This window comes from Candidatus Marifrigoribacter sp. Uisw_064 (genome assembly GCF_047730175.1).
Classification (GTDB): domain Bacteria; phylum Bacteroidota; class Bacteroidia; order Flavobacteriales; family Flavobacteriaceae; genus Marifrigoribacter.
In genome coordinates this window covers 2441098-2460287 of sequence record NZ_CP159833.1, presented here as the reverse complement: position 1 = coordinate 2460287, position 19190 = coordinate 2441098, and the positions used below count along the sequence as shown (strand labels likewise).

The following is a 19190-nucleotide window of genomic DNA, read 5'->3' as shown; positions in this document are numbered from 1 at the left end:
CGTAAAAATACAAAATCCTTTATAGGGATTTCTAGCTATATGTTAATATTAACAGTTTAATTTATAAACACTTTTTTTTTAGTAGATTTACTTTCTTAAAAAAAAAAATCAATGTCAAGAATATTATTTTCCCTATTTCTGTTTATATCATTTACCAGTAGTTCTCAAATAAAATCTCCAGCCGAATTTTTGGGCTATGAAATCGGAACTGAATTTACTCGTCATGCAGATGTGGTAAACTATTTTAAATATGTAGCTTCCAATAGTAACATGGTTACTTATGATACCTACGGAAAAACAAATGAAAGACGCCCACTAACGTATGCTATAGTTTCTAGTTCAGACAACATAAAAAACATTGAAACGATACGTACTGATAATTTAAAAAATATTGGAATCGAAAATGGTTCCGCACAACCAGAAATAGCGATTGTATGGTTGAGTTATAATGTACATGGTAACGAAGCGTCTAGCACAGAAGCTTCCATGGTTACTTTATATGAATTAATCACTAAAAAACAAACTTGGTTAGAAAATACCGTAGTAATTATTGATCCCTGTATAAATCCTGATGGTCGTGATCGTTATGCAAATTGGTACAATCAGGTAAAAGCGACTCCTTATAATGCTTCACAAAATGCAACCGAACATCACGAACCTTGGCCGGGAGGAAGACCGAACCATTATTTATTCGATTTAAATAGAGATTGGGCTTGGGCAACACAAGTTGAAAGTCAGCAACGTTTAATAATTTATAATCAGTGGATGCCTCATGTACATGTCGATTTTCATGAACAAGGGATCAATGAACCTTATTATTTTGCTCCTGCCGCAGAACCTTTTCATGAAGTGATTAGTGATTGGCAACGTAAATTTCAAACTGATATAGGTAAAAATCATGCTAGATATTTTGACGAAGAAGGCTGGTTATTTTTTACACGAGAACGATTCGATTTATTATATCCAAGTTACGGAGACACCTATCCTACCTTTATGGGAGCTATTGGAATGACTTACGAACAAGCAGGTCATGGAAGAGCTGGATTAGGGATTAATACCGACGAAGGCTACGAACTTACTTTAATTGATCGTGTGGCACATCATAATACTACAGGGCTTTCTACCGTTGAAATATCTTCCAAAAATGCAAAGCAACTCAATACTGAATTTAAAAAATTCTTTACCAGCACGAACTTTACCTATAAAAGTTATGTGTTAAATGGGAACGCTGATAAAATTGAATCGCTGACAAAGTTATTAGATAAACATGAAATTAAATACGGTTACAAATCGAATGGAACTGTGAGTGGTTTCAATTTTTCTACCATTTCAAAAGGAAGTCTAAATGTAAACAATGCGTTAGTGGTTAGTACCAATCAGCCCAAAGGGAATATGGTAAAAGTATTGTTTGAACAGGAAGCAAAATTAAGTAATCCTTTAACCTATGATATTACTGCATGGAGTGTTCCTTATGCGTACGGATTAGAAACCATTGCGAGTACCTCACTTATTTCAACAGATAAGAATACGCTGTCAAATAATATAACAAATACTGCATTAGCATCTGGGGCAGGATATATTAGTAAATGGAACAGTATGTACGATGCTTCTTTTTTAGCAGAATTATTAAAAAATAATATCAAAGTTCGGTTTTCAGAAAAGAAATTGAGTTATAATGGAGCTTCATTTGATAGAGGGAGCTTAGTGATTACAAAAAGTGATAATAGAACCAATCCTGAATTTGATCAACTAGTTACTTCCTTAGCAAATAAGCACCAAAGAGATTTATTTATAGCTACTAGCAGTTTTTCAGACAATGGAACCGATTTTGGCTCACCAGATATTAAATTAGTAAATAAACAGCGCGTAGCTATTTTAAAAGGTAGTGGAGTATCATCTCTTGGTTATGGAGCGATCTGGCATTTCTTTGAAACCCAATTAAAATATCCAATAACTTCAATTGATCTAGATTATTTTTCGAAGGTTTCTTTAGACAAATACGATGTGCTGATTGTACCTGAAGGAAGGTATAGTCGCGCTATTAAAGAAAATGCTTTAAGTGATTTAAAAGATTGGGTTCGAAAGGGAGGAAAAGTTATTGCACTAGGAAAAGCAGTTGGGTTTTTCAATGATAAAGACGGATTCAATATTAGTAAAAATAAAGACGATAATGATGAAGAGGATACAGACGACAATGAGAAGCTGGTTCCTTATGACCAAAGAGAACAAAATAAAGTTAAAGACTTTATTACTGGAAGCATCTATAAAATTGCGATTGATAAAACGCACCCCTTAGCGTTTGGTTATAATGACACCTATTTTAGTTTAAAACAAGGAAGTGCTTCGTATCAATTTTTGGAGAGTGGTTATAATGTAGGTTATATAAAAGGTGATGCAGTAAGTGTTTCTGGATTTTCAGGAGAAGATGCGAAAGCTGGTCTCAAAAATTCTATGATCTTTGGTGAAACTCGAATGGGAAAAGGAAGCGTTATTTATTTATCAGACGATGTTTTATTTAGGTCGTTCTGGGAAAATGGCAAGCTATTTTTAGTAAACGGGATTTTCTTTGTCAATAACAATAAAGTGATGATATAATTGTATAAATAAAAAAGCCCACAATGTTACTTGTGGGCTTTCCATTCTAACTAACTAACTAACTAACTAACTAAAAATTACATTTTAATAAACTTTTTCGTAGCAATAATTTTTGATTCTGATTCTAAACTTATATTATAGATACCTGAAGCCATTCTAGAAACATCTATAGTATTGACAGAAGACTGTGTTTCTTTCTGAAATATAATTCTTCCCATCATATCAATAACACTTAAATTATACATAGATGATTCGTTCATATCTAATGAAATATTTAATTGATTTGTAGCCGGATTAGGATACATTACAAAAGTGTTGATATCAAAATCTTCTACTCCTAAAGCTGAAGGTGGTAATTCTATTAAACCTCCACCTGAAGGTAAAGCAACCCATAACCCAAAAGCAGGTCCATCTGAATTTTGTGTAGGATCTAAAAATCCTGAAGCAACTACCGTAAGAGCAGCGCCGTCTAATCCAAGTGTAGAAAGTGGAGCCTCAAAAGAAGCAACGGTTACTGTACCTGTTTCGTCTCTTATTTCTAGCCTATAATCTGCTGTAGGAAGTTCTAAATATCCTTGGAAATCACCATAAGCTATATCATCTACAATAGTACCTGCTCCAACGCCTGTTTCAACAACATCTACAATTGGTGCATCTGTAGAACCGTGGTGTACTAATACATCTGTATTTGTATTCGATGTAGCTACTTCTCTACCCATTCCATAAACTGATAAACCAAAAGGTGTTGGGGGGTTATATCCTGAAGGACTTACTATTCCATTTGCTACAACTACATAAGATTCTAGTCTCATTAATGTTACTGGAAATGTAGCTATAGCATCTCCAACACTAGTACTGTTTGCAGGAGCAACAGCGATTTCTACCTCAACGTTAGAAAATAAATCTATAAAAGGAGTTGCCGTTCTAAAAGCAAAGTTATCTAGAGCTAAATTACCGCCAATATATATATCTACTTCATTTGCAGCAGCATCAGCAGAATTATGTATTACTTGAACTCTTGCTGTAGATGAAGGAAGTTCAACTAAAGCTCCACCTGCTGACAATGCAGCCCATACACCAAATGCAGGTCCTTGTGAAGAATCTAAAAACCCAGAAGCTACAGCAACTAATGCTTGTCCCTCTAATCCTAATGTCTCTAAAGGTAATTCATAAGCAGCTACAGTTACTGTTCCAGTCTCATCTCTTACTTCAATAGCATAATTAGCTGTAGGTAATTCTAAATACCCTTGGTATTCAGAATAAGCTATATTGTCTACAATAGTTCCAGCTCCAGCATCTGTTTCAACAACATCTACTACAGGAGCGTCTGTTGATCCATGTAGAACTAATATATCTACGTTTGAAGAAACACTTGCCTCTTCTCTACCCAAACCATATACATGTAATGCTAAAGGTTGTGAAGATGATGGATCTACAAGACCATTTGCTGTTACAATATAGGTTTCATCTTCAGTAAGCGTAACAGGTACTGTTAAAAGTGCATCACCTACATTTGAACTATTCCCAGGAGCTATTGAAAGTGCAATTTCTACTCCAGCCGGAAGGTCAATAAAGGGAGTTGCTGTTCTAAAAGCAAAATTATCAAGAGCTAGTGTAGCACCTACATATACATCTACTTCAGCTGCAACTGGATCAGCTGAATTGTGGATTACTTGTACTCTAGCAGTTTGAGCGAATGTTGTGGCGGAAATAAATACAACCACAATTAATTGTAATAAATTTTTCATAATCTTATTTTTTTTTAGGTTTTTTTTTAACTTTAACTATTCCCACTAAGTAATTTTAAATTTTAATCCAATTTTTTCTAGAATGATTGGATGCTATTTTATCTTAACTCAATGATATTCAAATATAGAAGAAATATCATTCTGTTTAATCTTTTTTTTAATTTCTTTAACAAATATTTATAAACCCTTGTTTTTGTTACACTTAAACGCCTATATCATTATCAATTATCTCTTATTTTAATCAATTTTATAGAAATATGAAAGTAAAAAAACACATAAAAACTCTAAAATTAATTTTTTTGTTTAATTTATTATAGTTCTTGTTAAACAAAATAGTCAATAGTCTTATATCAATTTAAGGGCTTGTATTTTTGCACATTATCAATGAAATGAATTTCAGTTTTGATATCTTATGCAAAATTTTAAACCACATTAAAACTGCTAAACATTAGCCCATGATTAAAAAAAACATACTTTCTCCTTTCCAAAAATTCGTTCAGATTGAAAGCTTTAGTGGGATTTTATTATTTATAGCTACCATCCTTGCTTTAATTTGGGCAAATTCATCGTTTGGAGAGAGTTATCAATTATTATGGCAATATAAAATCGGATTTACTTCAAGTCATTTTGAATTGAACAAACCATTAATTCTTTGGATTAATGATGGATTAATGGCCATTTTCTTTTTCCTTATCGGATTAGAAATTAAAAGAGAGTTTCTCATTGGAGAACTCAATTCTGTTAAAAAAATAGCATTTCCATTGTTTGGTGCTTTGGGGGGAATGTTAATCCCTGTTTTATTTTTTTTAGTACTTAATCAAAATTCAGAAACAATGCCAGGTTGGGGCATCCCTATGGCAACCGACATTGCTTTTTCTTTAGCAATTCTTAAACTGTTAGGAAATAGAGTGCCATTAAGTTTAAAGATATTCTTAACCGCTTTTGCTATTGTTGATGATATTGGTGCTGTACTAGTTATTGCTATTTTTTATAGTGAAAATATCAACCTAGGTTTATTAATGGCTGCTTTAGTATTATTAGCGATCCTTTACTTTTTATCATTTAAAGGGTATTATTCTAAATATTTGCTTTTAATTTTTGGTGTAATTGTTTGGGTATTATTTTTAAAATCAGGAATTCACCCTACTATTGCAGGAATCTTATTAGCGTTTTCTGTTCCTGTGAGACAAAAAATAAATACACCCGCCTTTATCGAAAATTTATCTTCTATAGTAGAGAATATTAAAAATGCAAAAACTTCAGAAAAACCAATTTTATCGAAAGAGCAAATAGCTGAAGTAGATGATCTAGAAAACTGGACCGACCAATACCAATCTCCGCTTCAACATTTAGAACATAGATTACACGACTGGGTTGCTTATTTTATTATTCCTGTGTTTGCTCTAGCCAATGCTGGAGTGGTTTTTAATAGTCAATTCGATTTAGATTCAGCCTTAATTACAAATATTATTATATGTCTAGTAATTGGAAATAGCATAGGAATTAGTTCCATCGTTCTTTTTGTTAAAAAAATAAAACTCATCGCAGTTCCTGAAGACATAAGCAACCAACAAATTATTGGAGTTTCCTTTTTAGCAGGTATTGGATTTACCATGGCTATTTTTGTTGCCAGTTTGGCTTTTAAAAATAATCCTGTATATATCGACTCTGCTAAAATTGGAATTTTAATAGGCTCCTTTATTTCTGCATTGATTGGATATACAGTGTTGCGCTTAAATCCAAAGAAACATGAGTAACTTTTAATCATCGAAATTAATATGCTGCTAAGTTTTTATGAAATATATTTCTCAACACCTTATTTATTAACTTAGTGCCCATTAAATATTCCCTATGAAAAAATTTATTTACCTATTCGTTGCTTCTCTTTTATTTGTTTCAGGTGTACAAGCTCAAACAAACACCAACGTTAATCTAGAAGAACTTGATGCTTATTTCTCAAAAATGGTTCAAGATTGGGATCTACCCAGTGCTTCTATAGGAATTATAAAAGATGGAGAACTCATTTTCAAAGGAAATTATGGTGTAAAAGAAGTAGGTGAAAAAGAACAACCTAATGAAAACACTTTGTATGCCATCGCTTCAAATTCGAAAGCATTTACTTCAGCAATTATAGGAATGTTAGTGCAGGAAGGAAAGCTTGACTGGAACGATAAAGTTAAAAAACACCTTCCCTATTTCGCGATGTATGATGATTGGGTAAGCGAACATATTACTATTCGAGATATTTTAAGTCATCGTGTAGGATTAGGTACTTTTAGTGGAGATAATATCTGGTATAAATCGAATATTTCTTCAAAAGAAATTATTGAACGTATCCAATATGTTCCACAAGCATACGAATTTAGAGCGGGGTATGGATATTCTAACCTTATGTATATTACGGCAGGAGAAATCATTAAAACAGTGACCGGCAAAACTTGGGCGGAAAATGTAAAAGAACGAATCCTTGAACCTTTAGATATGGATAGAACCATTGCTACTTTAGGCGAATTAAAAGTGAAAGGTAATTATGCGACTCCTCATGCAAGAAAAGACGATAAAAATTATGTGATCCCTTGGGTAAATTGGGATAATGTAGGTGCTACAGGCGGGATTATCTCAAGTGTGGAAGACATGTCGAAATGGATGATCTTTAATATGAATCATGGCATTCATAAAGGGGATACTTTATTAACTAAAGACACTCGTAATATGGTTTGGAGACCTCATACCAATCATTATGTTGACCAAACAAAAAAGAATGACTTTAATAAACATTTTAATGCCTATGCATTGGGTTGGGGAATCAGTGATTATCATGGTAAATTACGCATTGGACATACGGGAGGTTATGACGGAATGATTACTGCTGTAACTCTTATTCCTGAAGAAAATTTAGGCGTGGTAGTTTTAACCAATGGAGTTAAAAGTCCGATCATGGCAGCAACATACTATGCTTTGGATCAATTTATGGGTGTAGAAACTAAAGATTGGTCTGCACTTCATTTAGAAAGAACCAACAAATATCATAAAGGAGATACCCGTATTTTAGATAGACAAGCAAAAAGAGAAATCGGTACTAAACCAACTATCGAGTTAAAAAATATGTTAGGTGCTTATGGGTCTAAATTGGGTGGAACCATTTCTATTTCAGAAAAAAACAAAGTACTTACTTTAGCCTTTGAAGATGCTCCATTACTAACTGCCACACTTACGCATTGGCATCATAATGTTTGGGAACTCCATTGGAATCATCCCCAAGCCTGGTTTAGTTTCGGAACTATAAAAATAAATACCGATAATAATTTAAAGGTTATTGGTTTTGATTTTGATGTTCCTAACGACGATTTCTTTTTTGAAGAATTGAAGCCATTCAAAGAATAATACCCCTATTAAAAAATTCACATTCTAGTTTATGTATTATTTATAACTAAAAGATTAGTTTAAACTAATCTTTTAGTTATATTTGCTTCATATAAAATATAAACATGAAAAATTATTTTTTTTTAGTGCTCTTTGTGACTCTTTTTTCAACTCAACAAAATGCACAATCACAAGAAGCCAATGCTAGAATTGCAGATAGTATTTATTCTGACCACTTAAAAGAACAACGAAATTTTTGGATAAAGCTTCCCGAAAATTACAACCCTTCTATTGCCGAAAAATATCCCGTAGTCTATATATTAGATGGTTTTTCATTAGAAAATACATTGAATGTCGTCTACGAAAATTATTATGGACACTATTTACCACCTATGATCCTTGTAGGTATTTCAAACAGTACACATCGTACCCGAGACCTTACTCCTACTCAAATAAAAATGAGACGTGGAAGTGCTATGGATGAAGAAACTGGAGGGGCAGATAATCTTACTCAATTTATAGAAAAGGAATTGATTCCTTATATCGATTCAAAATATGCTTCAAGCCCGTATCGTACGTTAATAGGTCATTCGTACGCAGGGTTGTTCGCAGTAAACATTATGCTAAACCATACTCCTTTATTCAAAAATTATATCGCTATTGATCCAAGTATAGAATGGGACAATCAATATATTTTAAACCAAGCGAAAGAAAAATTTAAGACAGAAAGCTTTGAAGGAGTTTCATTATACATGTCTCTTGCAGCAGAACAACTTCACATGCTTGATGAAAAAGTGACCCTATCTAATGTTATGGAAGACACTTCAGAATTCACTTTATTTCCTCGTTCCATATTAGAATTTTCTCAGGTAGCTGAATCTAATAAAAAGAACGGATTACACTTTTCTATGGACGTATATCCTGAAGATTTACATGGCACCGTTCCCTTACCTTCCATACGAGATGGTTTAGTTTTTCTATTTGAATGGTTTCAGTTTAAACATCCTCAATTGTACAACAATCCAGAAACTACCGTAGCTGAAATAGAAGCTTTATTAAATAAGCAGGAAGAAATTTACACTTCACATTTAGGCTATAAAACACCTCCTATGGTGGAAGAATTATTTAATGGGTATGGATATATGAATTTACAAATGGGACAGCCTGAGAAAGCATATTTATTTTTTAAAATGAATATCGATTATTATCCAAACAGTGCAAATGGATACGATTCGATGGCTGAGTATTACGAATCTCAAAATAATTTTAGTGAAGCACTTAAATATGTTACAAAAGCATATGAATTAAATAATTCCGATTATTATAAAGAAAGGGTGGAAAAATTAAAAGAAAAAAATTAATCCCATTTTTTGATAATATAATCCAAGGATTCATTTCCAACAAATACAGATGCTAGGGTTTTATTTTATTGTAGTTTTACAGAATAAAATTTAATCCTACAAATGGAACAATCTGAATATTTAAAACAGCATATTTTTACTGAATTAAAAAATCTAAATGATGGATTCGATGATGATTCCCTATTTTATTTTTCTGAAACAGATTTCGGAACCCTTTTGCAACGTTGCGAACATTCAGGTATTGGTATCTACAACATATCATCTTGGCTTGACGGAAAGACCTTCAAAGTTTCTTCACATGAAGATGTAAATAAAAAAGCAACCGATCCTCGTTGGTATAATAAGACTTTTAAGACCTTAAGAATGTCTCAGGAAGGACTTTTATTTTCAGCTAGTTATAAAGTATCAAGCAAACTATTGGCTAGATAGACTCTTAATTTACCTTGCCTTTATTCGATTAAAAATAACATAGAATGAAACAGCTACTCATTTTTAGCACCCTCCTTTTATTAGTGATTACTCCCGCATGGAGTCAAAGTACTGAATATCAAAAAAATAAAATAGATAAAATTGAAAAAGGCTCTGTGTTTACTAAGATAATTAATGGAGACTTACCTGCTACAATCGTATATGAAGATGAAGATATAATTGCTTTTGTCCCTTTGCGTCTTCAAGCACCAGTTCATTTACTTATCGTTCCTAAAAAAGAAATCCACACCATCAATGAAGTTTCCGAAGAAGATACCTTATTGCTAGGTAAACTCTTTTTAGTAGCAAAAAAACTTGCAAAAGAACAAGGTATTTCTGAAACAGGTTACCGACTTACTATGAATATTAATGAAGATGCAGGACAGTCTGTGTTTCATTTGCACATGCATTTATTAGGTGGAAAAACCTTAGGCCCTATGGTGATTCAAGCCAAATAAAAATGTTTTCAATTTATTTATAAAGTCCCAACACTGTTGGGGCTTTTTTTTTAAAAAAAGTTTATTGATGTCAATTAAAATAAATATTGAGGTCCAACAAAGTATAAAATCAATGTAAAAACACTAATTTTATACAAATCCTTAGTATCCAATCAAGGAATTAATAAAGATTAAAGCCAGTGTATGAATTCAAATTTAGCAGTACTAATAGATGGAGATAATATACCTTCTGCTCATGTAAAAGAGATGATGGAGGAAATTGCAAAGTATGGAAACCCTACCATTAAAAGGATTTATGGTGATTGGACCAATCCTCATTTGTCGAAATGGAAAAATCTCCTACTTCAAAATGCAATTACACCCATACAGCAGTATGCATATACTACTGGAAAAAATGCGACCGATTCAGCCATGATCATTGATGCCATGGATATTCTCTATTCTGAAAAAGTAAATGGTTTTTGTCTGGTTTCAAGCGATAGTGATTTTACAAAACTTGCAACTCGACTTCGAGAAGCTGGAATGTTAGTGATTGGGATTGGCGAAAAAAAGACACCTACTCCTTTTATCGTAGCCTGTGACAAATTTATATACATCGAAATACTTAGAAAACAATCCAATAAAAAAGAGGATATTGATAAGAAAGATATAGTCGATGAAAGCATTGATCAAATTACACCTAGAGTAATTAAATTATTATCTACGACGATTACAGATTCCTCAGATGAGGATGGATGGGCATTTCTTGGAGACGTAGGAAGTTTACTTCAAAAAAAACAACCAAATTTTGATTCTAGAAATTATGGTTTTGAAAAACTAACTCCCTTAATTAAATCCATCGGGAGTTTCGAAATAGAACAACGCGAAAACCCAAAAAGTAAACACAAATTAATTTTCGTAAAGAATATAGAAAAGCATAACTCTAGAGGTAGAAAATCATAGTTGCCTTTTAGAATTAATCATAATTAAGCTCCCACCATCATGGGAACTTTTTTTCATAACCAATTAAAAGACAAACATTTAAAAAAAATGCGAATTAGAGAGCGTTTAAAATTAAATAGCTAATACTAACTTAAAATTTAATTTTATGAAAAAAACTATCCTCTTTCTTTATGGAGTAATTGCCTATTTGTTTTTTCTTGTTTCATTTCTTTATGCAATCGGATTTGTAGGAAACTTTTTAGTGCCAAAGTCCATCGACGCTGGAACAGAAACCACATTATTAGAAGCAATACTAATGAATACGGTCTTATTAAGCATTTTCGCAATTCAACATAGTGTAATGGCAAGACCCGAATTTAAAAAATGGCTTACAAAATTTATAAATCCTGCCATAGAACGTAGTACCTATGTTTTATTGTCTAGCCTATCATTATTACTTATTTACTGGCAATGGCAACCGATGCTTACTATACTATGGGAAGTAGAAAACGAAAGTATAAGCATGATAATCACAGGGGTATTTTTTATTGGCTGGTTAATTGTATTTTTATCTTCTTTTATGATTAGTCATTTTCAATTGTTTGGTTTAACACAAGTTTTTGATAATTTCAAAGAAAGACAAACTCAAAATCAGAAATTTAAAACCAATTATTTATATAAACTTGTTAGACATCCCATTATGTTAGGGTTTATTATTGCTTTTTGGGCAGCTCCTGTAATGACGTATGGACATTTTATGTTTACGATAGTCACTACCATTTATATTTTTATTTCAGTAAAATATTTAGAAGAAAAAGATCTTAAAGATTCTATTGGAAAAGATTATGAAGCGTATCAAAAGAAGGTACCCATGATTATCCCCTTTACAAAAATTAAAAAATAGAACGATACCTAACAATAGATAAAACCCAAAAAAAAGTCAGGTATAATTAAAGCTTTTAAAGGAGATACATCCGAATAAACACCCTGACTTTTATCTTATGAAAATTTCAGTTGAAGCTTTAAGACAACTTGCTGATAGTTAATGGGTAGATCAAACTTTCTTTAAAATAGTTAAAACACAAAAGAAAAATGAAGATGCTTTTTCATTTTTTAAATCTCAGGAAATAGGATATATGTGGTAGAGCAGAATATCGAACTTCTCTGAGAATGTTTTTAACATTCGAAAAATAAAAAATTTCGATTTAATTGTTAAAGAAATTAAATCTGGAAATTTAGTTTCAAGATATGCTGAGATTGAAGTCGGAGCACATTTATTGCGCAGAGGAATCAAATTTTAATATGTAAAACCTACAGGAAAAAAGAAAATGGATTTCGATATTAAAATTATCGATGGCTTAATTGTGAATTGCGAAATTAAGCATAAAATTGAAAGCACATCTTTATCTAATAACACAATAAAAAACACATTAAGCATTGCCAATAAACAATTACCTCAAAATGAGTCTGGATTAATATTTATACAAATTCTTCAATCTTGGGCAGACGATGTTAATACAATGCAAATATTGAATAGAATCTTAACTCCTTTTTTCGAGAGGAATAATTCACATATTTTTGGAATTGTATTACGTTGGGAGGGACAAAATAAATTATTTAATATTACTACAGGTACCACCATATATAATTCATTGCTAGCACTCGCCTACTTCTCAAAACCGTTGTGGTGCATTTGAGAAACCTTGGTCAAGCTTAGATTGAATTAATTGAAATTGGTTAGCGAAAATGCGATTAACTATGCATTTAAACTGTGTTAATTTTAGTGTCCTTTTTATTATATAATTTTAAAAGAGAATATAACTCCATAGGATTAAAAGGTTTGCTCATAAAACCGTTCATTTTAAAACGCTCAGTCTTTTCTTTTGTGTCAGTTTGTGCATACGCAGTTAAGGCAACAATTGGAATATTGGCTATTTTTTGATCTGAAAAACTTCTTATTATTTTTGTAGTTTCATAACCATCTAGTTCTGGCATTTGCAAGTCCATTAAAATGATATCAAAACTTGTATCTGTTTGATCTATAATAGTTAACACCTCCTTACCATTTACAGCAACTTTAAACCTTACATTCCATTTTTCAAAAAAGAGTTTTAAAATAAGTACATTCATTTTATTATCTTCAGCAACTAACACATTTATATTAAGTGGTTCGTAGCTTGGGTGTAATTTTATCATTTCTGGTTCATAGATACTCAATCTATTACTCATTTTATATTTAATGATAAACGAAAAATCTGCACCTTTTCCAGGTTCGCTTTTTACTTTAAGGTCGCTATTTTGAAGGTTTAATAATTTTCTACTTATAGATAAGCCCAATCCTGAACCACCGTATTTTATTGAAGTTTCTGAATTTGCTTGTATAAAACTTTCAAAAATAGAGTCTTGACTACTTTTAGAAATTCCTATTCCTGTATCAGAAACAACGAATTCTAAGGTTACCTTGTTTTTATTGACACCTAAACTTTTAACATTAAGTGAGATATTTCCTTTTTCAGTAAACTTTAAAGAATTACTTAATAAGTTCTTTATTATTTGAGCAAGTTTTAATTTATCTCCAATAATATTATCTGGAACATCATCGTTTTTTATAATTTTAAAAACCAATCCTTTTTCCCTAGTTCTAATTAAAAAATGAGATTTTATATTTTCCAAGAAGTAATTTAAACTAAAATCTTTTTCAATAATTTTTATATTCCCAGATTCAATTTTATTAAAATCTAATATGTCATTAATTAAACCTAATAGATGCTCACCAGAATACTTTAATGCTCTTAAGCTCTCTTCTTGTTTAGGCAAGTAGTCCTCCATTAACAAGATATTTGTAAGTCCTGTAACAGCATTAAGTGGTGTTCTAATTTCATGAGACATGGTAGACAAAAAAGCATCTTTAGATTCACTTGCCTTTTTTAACTTAATTTCGGTTTCTTTTAAATTTGTAATATCTACGATGCTTCCAATATATTTTTCAGGATTCCCATGCTCATCATTAATTAGTTTTGCTTTTACCTCAAACCACATTTTTTTATCATTCTTTGTGTTTTTAAAAATGAATTTAATATACCTCTTTTTGTAAACAAAAACTTCTTGAATTTTTTTCTTCCCCTCAATGTTTTCAAGAGATAAAAACTCTTGAAAATTTCGACCTATAGATTCACTTAAAGGAATACCAGAATATGTAACCCAAGCGTTATTTAAAAATGTATAATTACCTTTAAGATCTGTCTCAAAAATAACACCAACAAAATTATCAACTATATTTTCAAGTTTATTTTTAATTTTATCTCTTTCTGATCTTAGATTTCTTTTTTTAATAAAAAGTTCATTGGAACTCTCTTCCAAGATATGTTCAATATGCTTAACATCTTTGTCAAAACTTTTATAGGCTTCATTAACCGTGTTTAAAAATTTAGCAAAATTTGGGTTGTCTAAATCAATTAAGCCTGCTTTTTTAAGCTGACGTCGTAATAGTCTATGTTGCTCCTTTTTTAACATTCTGTAAGCGTCGTTATAGTCATTGTTTGGTTATGCAATTCACAAGGTGAAAATTGTTCGAAAGGTCCTATTTCCCCATAAGAATAAAATCCAGTAATACAAGGTTGACCTCCTAGCACATCTCTAACCACCTCTATCTCTTCTTCAACCATTTGTTTTAATACTAAGCGTCTGCCAACACAGCTAATTAATATTGCCAACTGTGAGTCGTTTTTCATTAATTTATTAGCAGATCTAGCAGAATCTTCTGCGCCATCAATAATCCTATCAATATTTGCTTTCATTAATCTAACATACGAATCTTGCGGAATGTTTCCTGCAAACGTTAAACTTTGATCTTCTTCATTAATCGCTAAAATTGTTCTTACAACAGGTGCTGCATTTCCTTTATCACGCATACTTAATGGAAACAGTAATCCAGAACTTGGTAGATTTTTTGCTTCCTCTCCCAAAAAAGATTTATAAACCTTAAGCGCTGACTCTCCATCAAGTTCGTACAATATGTTCTTGTTAGATTTAGTAACGAGACGTTCTATACCAAAACTATCCCAACCCCCTTTTGAACTATATCCAACTTTTAAATTATTACCATAAAGACCAAGTGCAACTATAGTTTTATCATCAATTATATTACCATTAATAACAAATGTTTTTTCAAAATTCGAGCCATCTCCAGCCAAACCTCCAGTAATACTAACATTTGGTAATTTAGATTTTAAGCCTGAAACTAGATCTGCGCCATTCACATTTAAACCGTCACTAAATATTAGAACATGTTTTAAAGTATCAGTGTATAATTGTTCTGCAAGGTCGATACCAGCTTCTTCACTATATAACATATCATTTACTTTGCAAGACACTTTTTTAAACGTGGTTTTTTCTAGTTGAATCGCAGTAAGTGAGATTGTATCGTCTTTTACAGTGATATCAGAAATTTCACCAGCAGTGGAGCATCCAATAATTGTAGCTTTTGGATAATTAATTTGTAATAAATCTACTACTTTTTTCTTTTCTTCAAAGCTTGGAGATACAAACAATAATAAGAGATTTGGATCAATATCTATTGCTGATATATCGCTCTGCCAGCAATCCTTAACAAGTGACATTTGTTGTACTTTCATAACTAACAATAATTAAGTGATTCGTTTCGTCGTTGATATATGTATTTCGTCCAATATAATACAAATATTTTTATTGACGAAATTTAGCAGTATTTTATCCCTTTATTAACATCTATCTATTACTATTATAGGGAATCCTATAGCTTTCTTCCGCCCTACTTACCACATAATAAGTGTTTTAGCTAATTAAATCCCTGGATTTGCAACATTTCATTTTTAACAGCGTCTTTGACATTATAAATCATAAAATTTATTCACAAGATGTTAAAACAATCTTTATTCACATTATTTTTAATTATTCCTTTTCTAGCTGTCAACAAATAGCTGTCAACAAAATTTGAGTAACGAAAATGCTTTTGTAAAAAACGATATAAAATCAGATTCTGTGACCATAGGTCTAAAGCAGAGTATTACCTCTAAATTTTTAAAAGAAGACCGTCAAATTTTAAACTGTTTGAAATCCGACAAAGGAGGATAAGTTTTTAAAATTTAGGTCGCAAACAAACTATTTAGAAGTGTTTTCTGCAGGCTAGATTTTTTTGGTTCTTTTTACAGCAATGGAAAAAAGAACAAATACAATTAACATTTCTCGTAAAAAAAACACGCTATTGTCTTAAATATTTATACCTTTATCCTCTATCCCCACTCCTATTTGCCTTTGGCGAACGGTGTGGGGATTTTTATTAGATAAAAATGCACAAAAAGTATGTATATCTAGTAACACAAGCCGATAAACGTGCATCAATATAATGATATAACCAGTTAGCACAAATTAGACCTCAAATTAAACTTTAGAAATATCAATGAACATTTTCAGAATTTTATCTTCTAATGATGGTTCAATCAATGAACCAAATGTTAGTTCCTTTTTAGCATATTTATTAGACCCGAACGAAGACCACGGAATTTCGAGTTTATTACTACAAGAATTATTGAATGACATTGCAGAAATTAATAAAGATTTTTTAGCTAAAATTCAGTATAATAATAGAATTGCTGACTTATCTAAATATTCAGGGTATTCTATCAATATAATTCCTGAATTATCTGTAAACCTTGAAAAAAAAGGAAAAAGAAAAAGGAGAGATATCGATATAATAATAGAGATAATTGATGACAAAACATCTGAAATAATATATTCTATTTGTTTAGAAAATAAAATAACAGACTCTTCTATTATAAAAAATGACTCGCAACTAGAAGATGAAATGAAAGGTTTAGAAAACTATTATTCAGAAAGTAATTTAAAGCCTGAAATTTATATTATTTACTTAACACCAGTTCCTTCAAATGCATCTAGTAATTCATTTGAAAAATTAGATTACGATAAGAAATATCATTTATTTTGGGACAATCACGAAAATTCAGTTTTTAATAAGTTGATTAAGATATTTAAAAATGAACAAGATGGCTTAATTGACCCAATAAATAATCAATCATCCTATTTAATTAAATCATTTCTTTCGTTTATAAAAACGAACTTTAAAAGTTATGTTGAAGAGCGGAAAGAAAAATTAGAGAAAAAGAGTTATGGTAAACCTGTAATTGACCTTTTAAAAGACTTCTCTAAAACATTGAAAGAAGACGAAGAGTATACAATTGATTTTATCCGAAATAAATTTTCTGAATATGTTTTAAATCTTTCAGGAATTGAATTACATAAGACAACAAGAAATATTCACATTACACTGTCAATAGTAAATGAAAAAAATAGAGGGCATTACAATGTGAAAAGTGCAAATGATGAAAGGAAAAATATTTTTCGTTATTCAGTAAGTTCTCGAAAAAAGATTAAATTATTTAATCCAGAAATTGATACCGGAATTGAAATTTATTATAGAGGAGAAGAAGGAATTGAAAGCCTAAAACCAAATAAATAACTTGTGCTAACACCGTGTAAAAAAAATTGCTTAATTATTGCTTTCATTTTATTCATTATTTTCTAATTTACTATATTTATAAATCGGAAAGTTTAAGCGTTTTTATAACGCAACTTTCCTTACACAACCACGTTACAACCAATTAGAACGAACTTTATGAACATAGATATTATTGGAGCAGGAATAGGAGGATTAACGACAGCAATTGCACTTGAGCAAAAAGGAATAAAAACAAGGATTTTTGAACAAGCCGAACAGATAAAAGAAGTTGGTGCTGGAATAATTTTAGCTAATAACGCAATGCAAGTTTATGACAAGTTAGGATTACGAAAAATAATTGAGGAAAATGGAAATCCAATCTCTTCAATGAATATTACCAAATCAAATCTAAAACCACTTTCGAAAATTGACTTGTCCTATTTTGAGCAAAAACACAACACAAAAAACATCGCAATTCATAGAGGGAAATTACAAAAGATATTGATTGACAAATTAAAACCAACCGAAATTAATCTCAACAACAAACTTACTTCAATAGTTAAAAGTGAAAATGGATACGAATTGAACTTTGAAAATGGGAAACAAATTCAATCCTCAACCGTTATAGGAGCTGATGGACTTAATTCAGTTGTTAGACAAAAATTATTCCCGAACAATAGCATTCGGAATGCTAATCAAATATGTTGGAGAGGAGTTACAGAATATGAATTGCCAATAAATTTTAGAAACGAATTGAACGAGGCTTGGGGAAAAGCCGAACGTTTTGGTTTTGTTCAAATTGCAGAAAATAAAGTCTATTGGTATGCTTTAAAATCGTTCAAAAAAAACGCGAATGAATTTTCTATCAACAATATAGAGCAATATTTTGGTGATTATAATTTAGTAATTAAAGACATTATAAAATCAACGAAAAAAGAACATATAAATACTGCCGAAATTTCAGACTTAAAACCAACAGACATTTGGTTTAAAGATAATGTATGTTTAATAGGAGATTCAGCACACGCAACAACCCCAAATATTGGGCAAGGTGCTTGTCAGGCTATCGAAGATGCTTTTGTGCTTTCAGAGTGTTTACACAAATATGAGATTACCAAAGCATTTTCGGAATATCAAAAATTAAGATTACCAAAAGCACATCAAGTAGTTAAAGCAAGTTGGCTTGTTGGAAAAATGGCACATCTTAAAAATCCTATATTAATTGGTTTACGTAATCAAATGTTAAGATTAACGCCTACTTCAGTTAATAGAAAACAGAATGATCTAATTTTTCAATTGGCAGAAATATGATTCAAACTATTTTATCTATTTCCTTATTTACAATTTTCACTATAATAGGGTTCATCCATTTTTATTGGATTTTTGGCGGAAAATGGGGTATAAATAATGCTTTACCTACTGAAGAAAATGGAGAAAAAGCAATGAAACCAGCTAGAATTGCCACAGCAATTGTTGCTCTTGGCTTAATTTCATTTGGCTTATTATATTTAGTAAAAACAGGTATATTCAATAATCAAGTTCCTAATTGGATAATTACTTATGGAGGTTGGATAATTCCTACTATTTTTATTTTAAGAACAATTGGTGATTTTAAATATGTAGGGCTTTTCAAGAAAATAAAGCATACTGATTTTGCGAAAGCTGACACAAAATTGTTTGTACCATTATGCTTGTCAATTGGAATAATTGGGATTATAATACAACTAATGAATAAATAACTGGTGGTAATAATGTATATAAAAAATAGGCGAAACAGTAGTAA

At 31.1% G+C, this 19190-nt stretch carries 15 protein-coding genes; 12 read left to right on the top strand and 3 right to left on the bottom strand.

The window, feature by feature from the left end; genetic code table 11:
- Window positions 1–111 precede the first annotated feature (111 nt).
- Window positions 112–2595: a M14 family metallopeptidase gene (locus ABXT64_RS11040; RefSeq protein WP_443632990.1), complete on the top strand. Its 2484-nt coding sequence runs from the start codon at window positions 112–114 to the stop codon at window positions 2593–2595.
- A gap of 77 nt (window positions 2596–2672) precedes the next feature.
- Here ABXT64_RS11040 and ABXT64_RS11035 read toward each other — a convergent pair whose 3' ends face one another.
- Window positions 2673–4343, bottom strand: coding sequence for a T9SS type A sorting domain-containing protein (locus ABXT64_RS11035; protein WP_443632989.1), 1671 nt, complete (start codon window positions 4341–4343; stop codon window positions 2673–2675).
- A 455-nt stretch (window positions 4344–4798) separates the two neighbouring features.
- Here ABXT64_RS11035 and nhaA point away from each other — a divergent pair, with 455 nt between their 5' ends.
- The 8 genes from nhaA (at window position 4799) to ABXT64_RS10995 (ending at window position 12611) form a co-directional block, all read left to right on the top strand.
- Window positions 4799–6100, top strand: a complete 1302-nt coding sequence (gene nhaA / locus ABXT64_RS11030; protein ID WP_443632988.1) for a Na+/H+ antiporter NhaA — start codon at window positions 4799–4801, stop codon at window positions 6098–6100.
- A 94-nt stretch (window positions 6101–6194) separates the two neighbouring features.
- On the top strand, window positions 6195–7727 hold the full coding sequence (locus tag ABXT64_RS11025; RefSeq protein ID WP_443632987.1) for a serine hydrolase: 1533 nt from the start codon (window positions 6195–6197) through the stop codon (window positions 7725–7727).
- A 104-nt stretch (window positions 7728–7831) separates the two neighbouring features.
- Entirely contained in the window at window positions 7832–9067 is a 1236-nt protein-coding gene (locus tag ABXT64_RS11020; RefSeq protein ID WP_443632986.1) for an alpha/beta hydrolase-fold protein, read from the top strand.
- 102 nt (window positions 9068–9169) lie between these two features.
- Window positions 9170–9496 (top strand): hypothetical protein, encoded by a 327-nt coding sequence (locus ABXT64_RS11015; RefSeq protein ID WP_443632985.1) that lies wholly within the window; start codon window positions 9170–9172, stop codon window positions 9494–9496.
- A 44-nt stretch (window positions 9497–9540) separates the two neighbouring features.
- Entirely contained in the window at window positions 9541–9993 is a 453-nt protein-coding gene (locus tag ABXT64_RS11010; RefSeq protein ID WP_443632984.1) for a histidine triad nucleotide-binding protein, read from the top strand.
- A 183-nt stretch (window positions 9994–10176) separates the two neighbouring features.
- Complete coding sequence (locus ABXT64_RS11005; protein ID WP_443632983.1) at window positions 10177–10935, top strand: NYN domain-containing protein; 759 nt, start codon at window positions 10177–10179, stop codon at window positions 10933–10935.
- Between the two features lie 145 nt (window positions 10936–11080).
- Window positions 11081–11818: a methanethiol S-methyltransferase gene (gene mddA, locus ABXT64_RS11000; protein WP_443632982.1), complete on the top strand. Its 738-nt coding sequence runs from the start codon at window positions 11081–11083 to the stop codon at window positions 11816–11818.
- Between the two features lie 424 nt (window positions 11819–12242).
- The gene (locus ABXT64_RS10995; RefSeq protein ID WP_443632981.1) at window positions 12243–12611 is read left to right on the top strand and encodes a hypothetical protein; all 369 of its coding nucleotides are present in this window, start codon (window positions 12243–12245) and stop codon (window positions 12609–12611) included.
- Window positions 12612–12678: 67 nt separating this feature from the next.
- Here ABXT64_RS10995 and ABXT64_RS10990 read toward each other — a convergent pair whose 3' ends face one another.
- Both ABXT64_RS10990 and ABXT64_RS10985 read right to left on the bottom strand, forming a co-directional pair.
- The gene (locus ABXT64_RS10990; RefSeq protein WP_443632980.1) at window positions 12679–14427 is read right to left on the bottom strand and encodes an ATP-binding protein; all 1749 of its coding nucleotides are present in this window, start codon (window positions 14425–14427) and stop codon (window positions 12679–12681) included.
- On the bottom strand, window positions 14421–15548 hold the full coding sequence (locus tag ABXT64_RS10985; RefSeq protein WP_443632979.1) for an FIST signal transduction protein: 1128 nt from the start codon (window positions 15546–15548) through the stop codon (window positions 14421–14423). The genes ABXT64_RS10990 and ABXT64_RS10985 overlap by 7 nt, the downstream gene beginning before the upstream one ends.
- Window positions 15549–16351: 803 nt before the next feature.
- On the opposite strand from ABXT64_RS10985, the gene ABXT64_RS10980 reads away from it, so the two are divergent.
- The 3 genes from ABXT64_RS10980 to ABXT64_RS10970 all read left to right on the top strand — a co-directional run bounded on the left by ABXT64_RS10980 (window position 16352) and on the right by ABXT64_RS10970 (window position 19146).
- On the top strand, window positions 16352–17428 hold the full coding sequence (locus ABXT64_RS10980; protein WP_443632978.1) for a PD-(D/E)XK nuclease family protein: 1077 nt from the start codon (window positions 16352–16354) through the stop codon (window positions 17426–17428).
- 156 nt (window positions 17429–17584) lie between these two features.
- Window positions 17585–18718 carry an FAD-dependent monooxygenase gene (locus ABXT64_RS10975; RefSeq protein WP_443632977.1) on the top strand — a complete coding sequence of 378 codons (1134 nt, stop codon included), beginning with the start codon at window positions 17585–17587 and terminating at the stop codon, window positions 18716–18718.
- Complete coding sequence (locus ABXT64_RS10970; RefSeq protein WP_443632976.1) at window positions 18715–19146, top strand: DUF3995 domain-containing protein; 432 nt, start codon at window positions 18715–18717, stop codon at window positions 19144–19146. The genes ABXT64_RS10975 and ABXT64_RS10970 overlap by 4 nt, the downstream gene beginning before the upstream one ends.
- Window positions 19147–19190 lie beyond the last annotated feature (44 nt).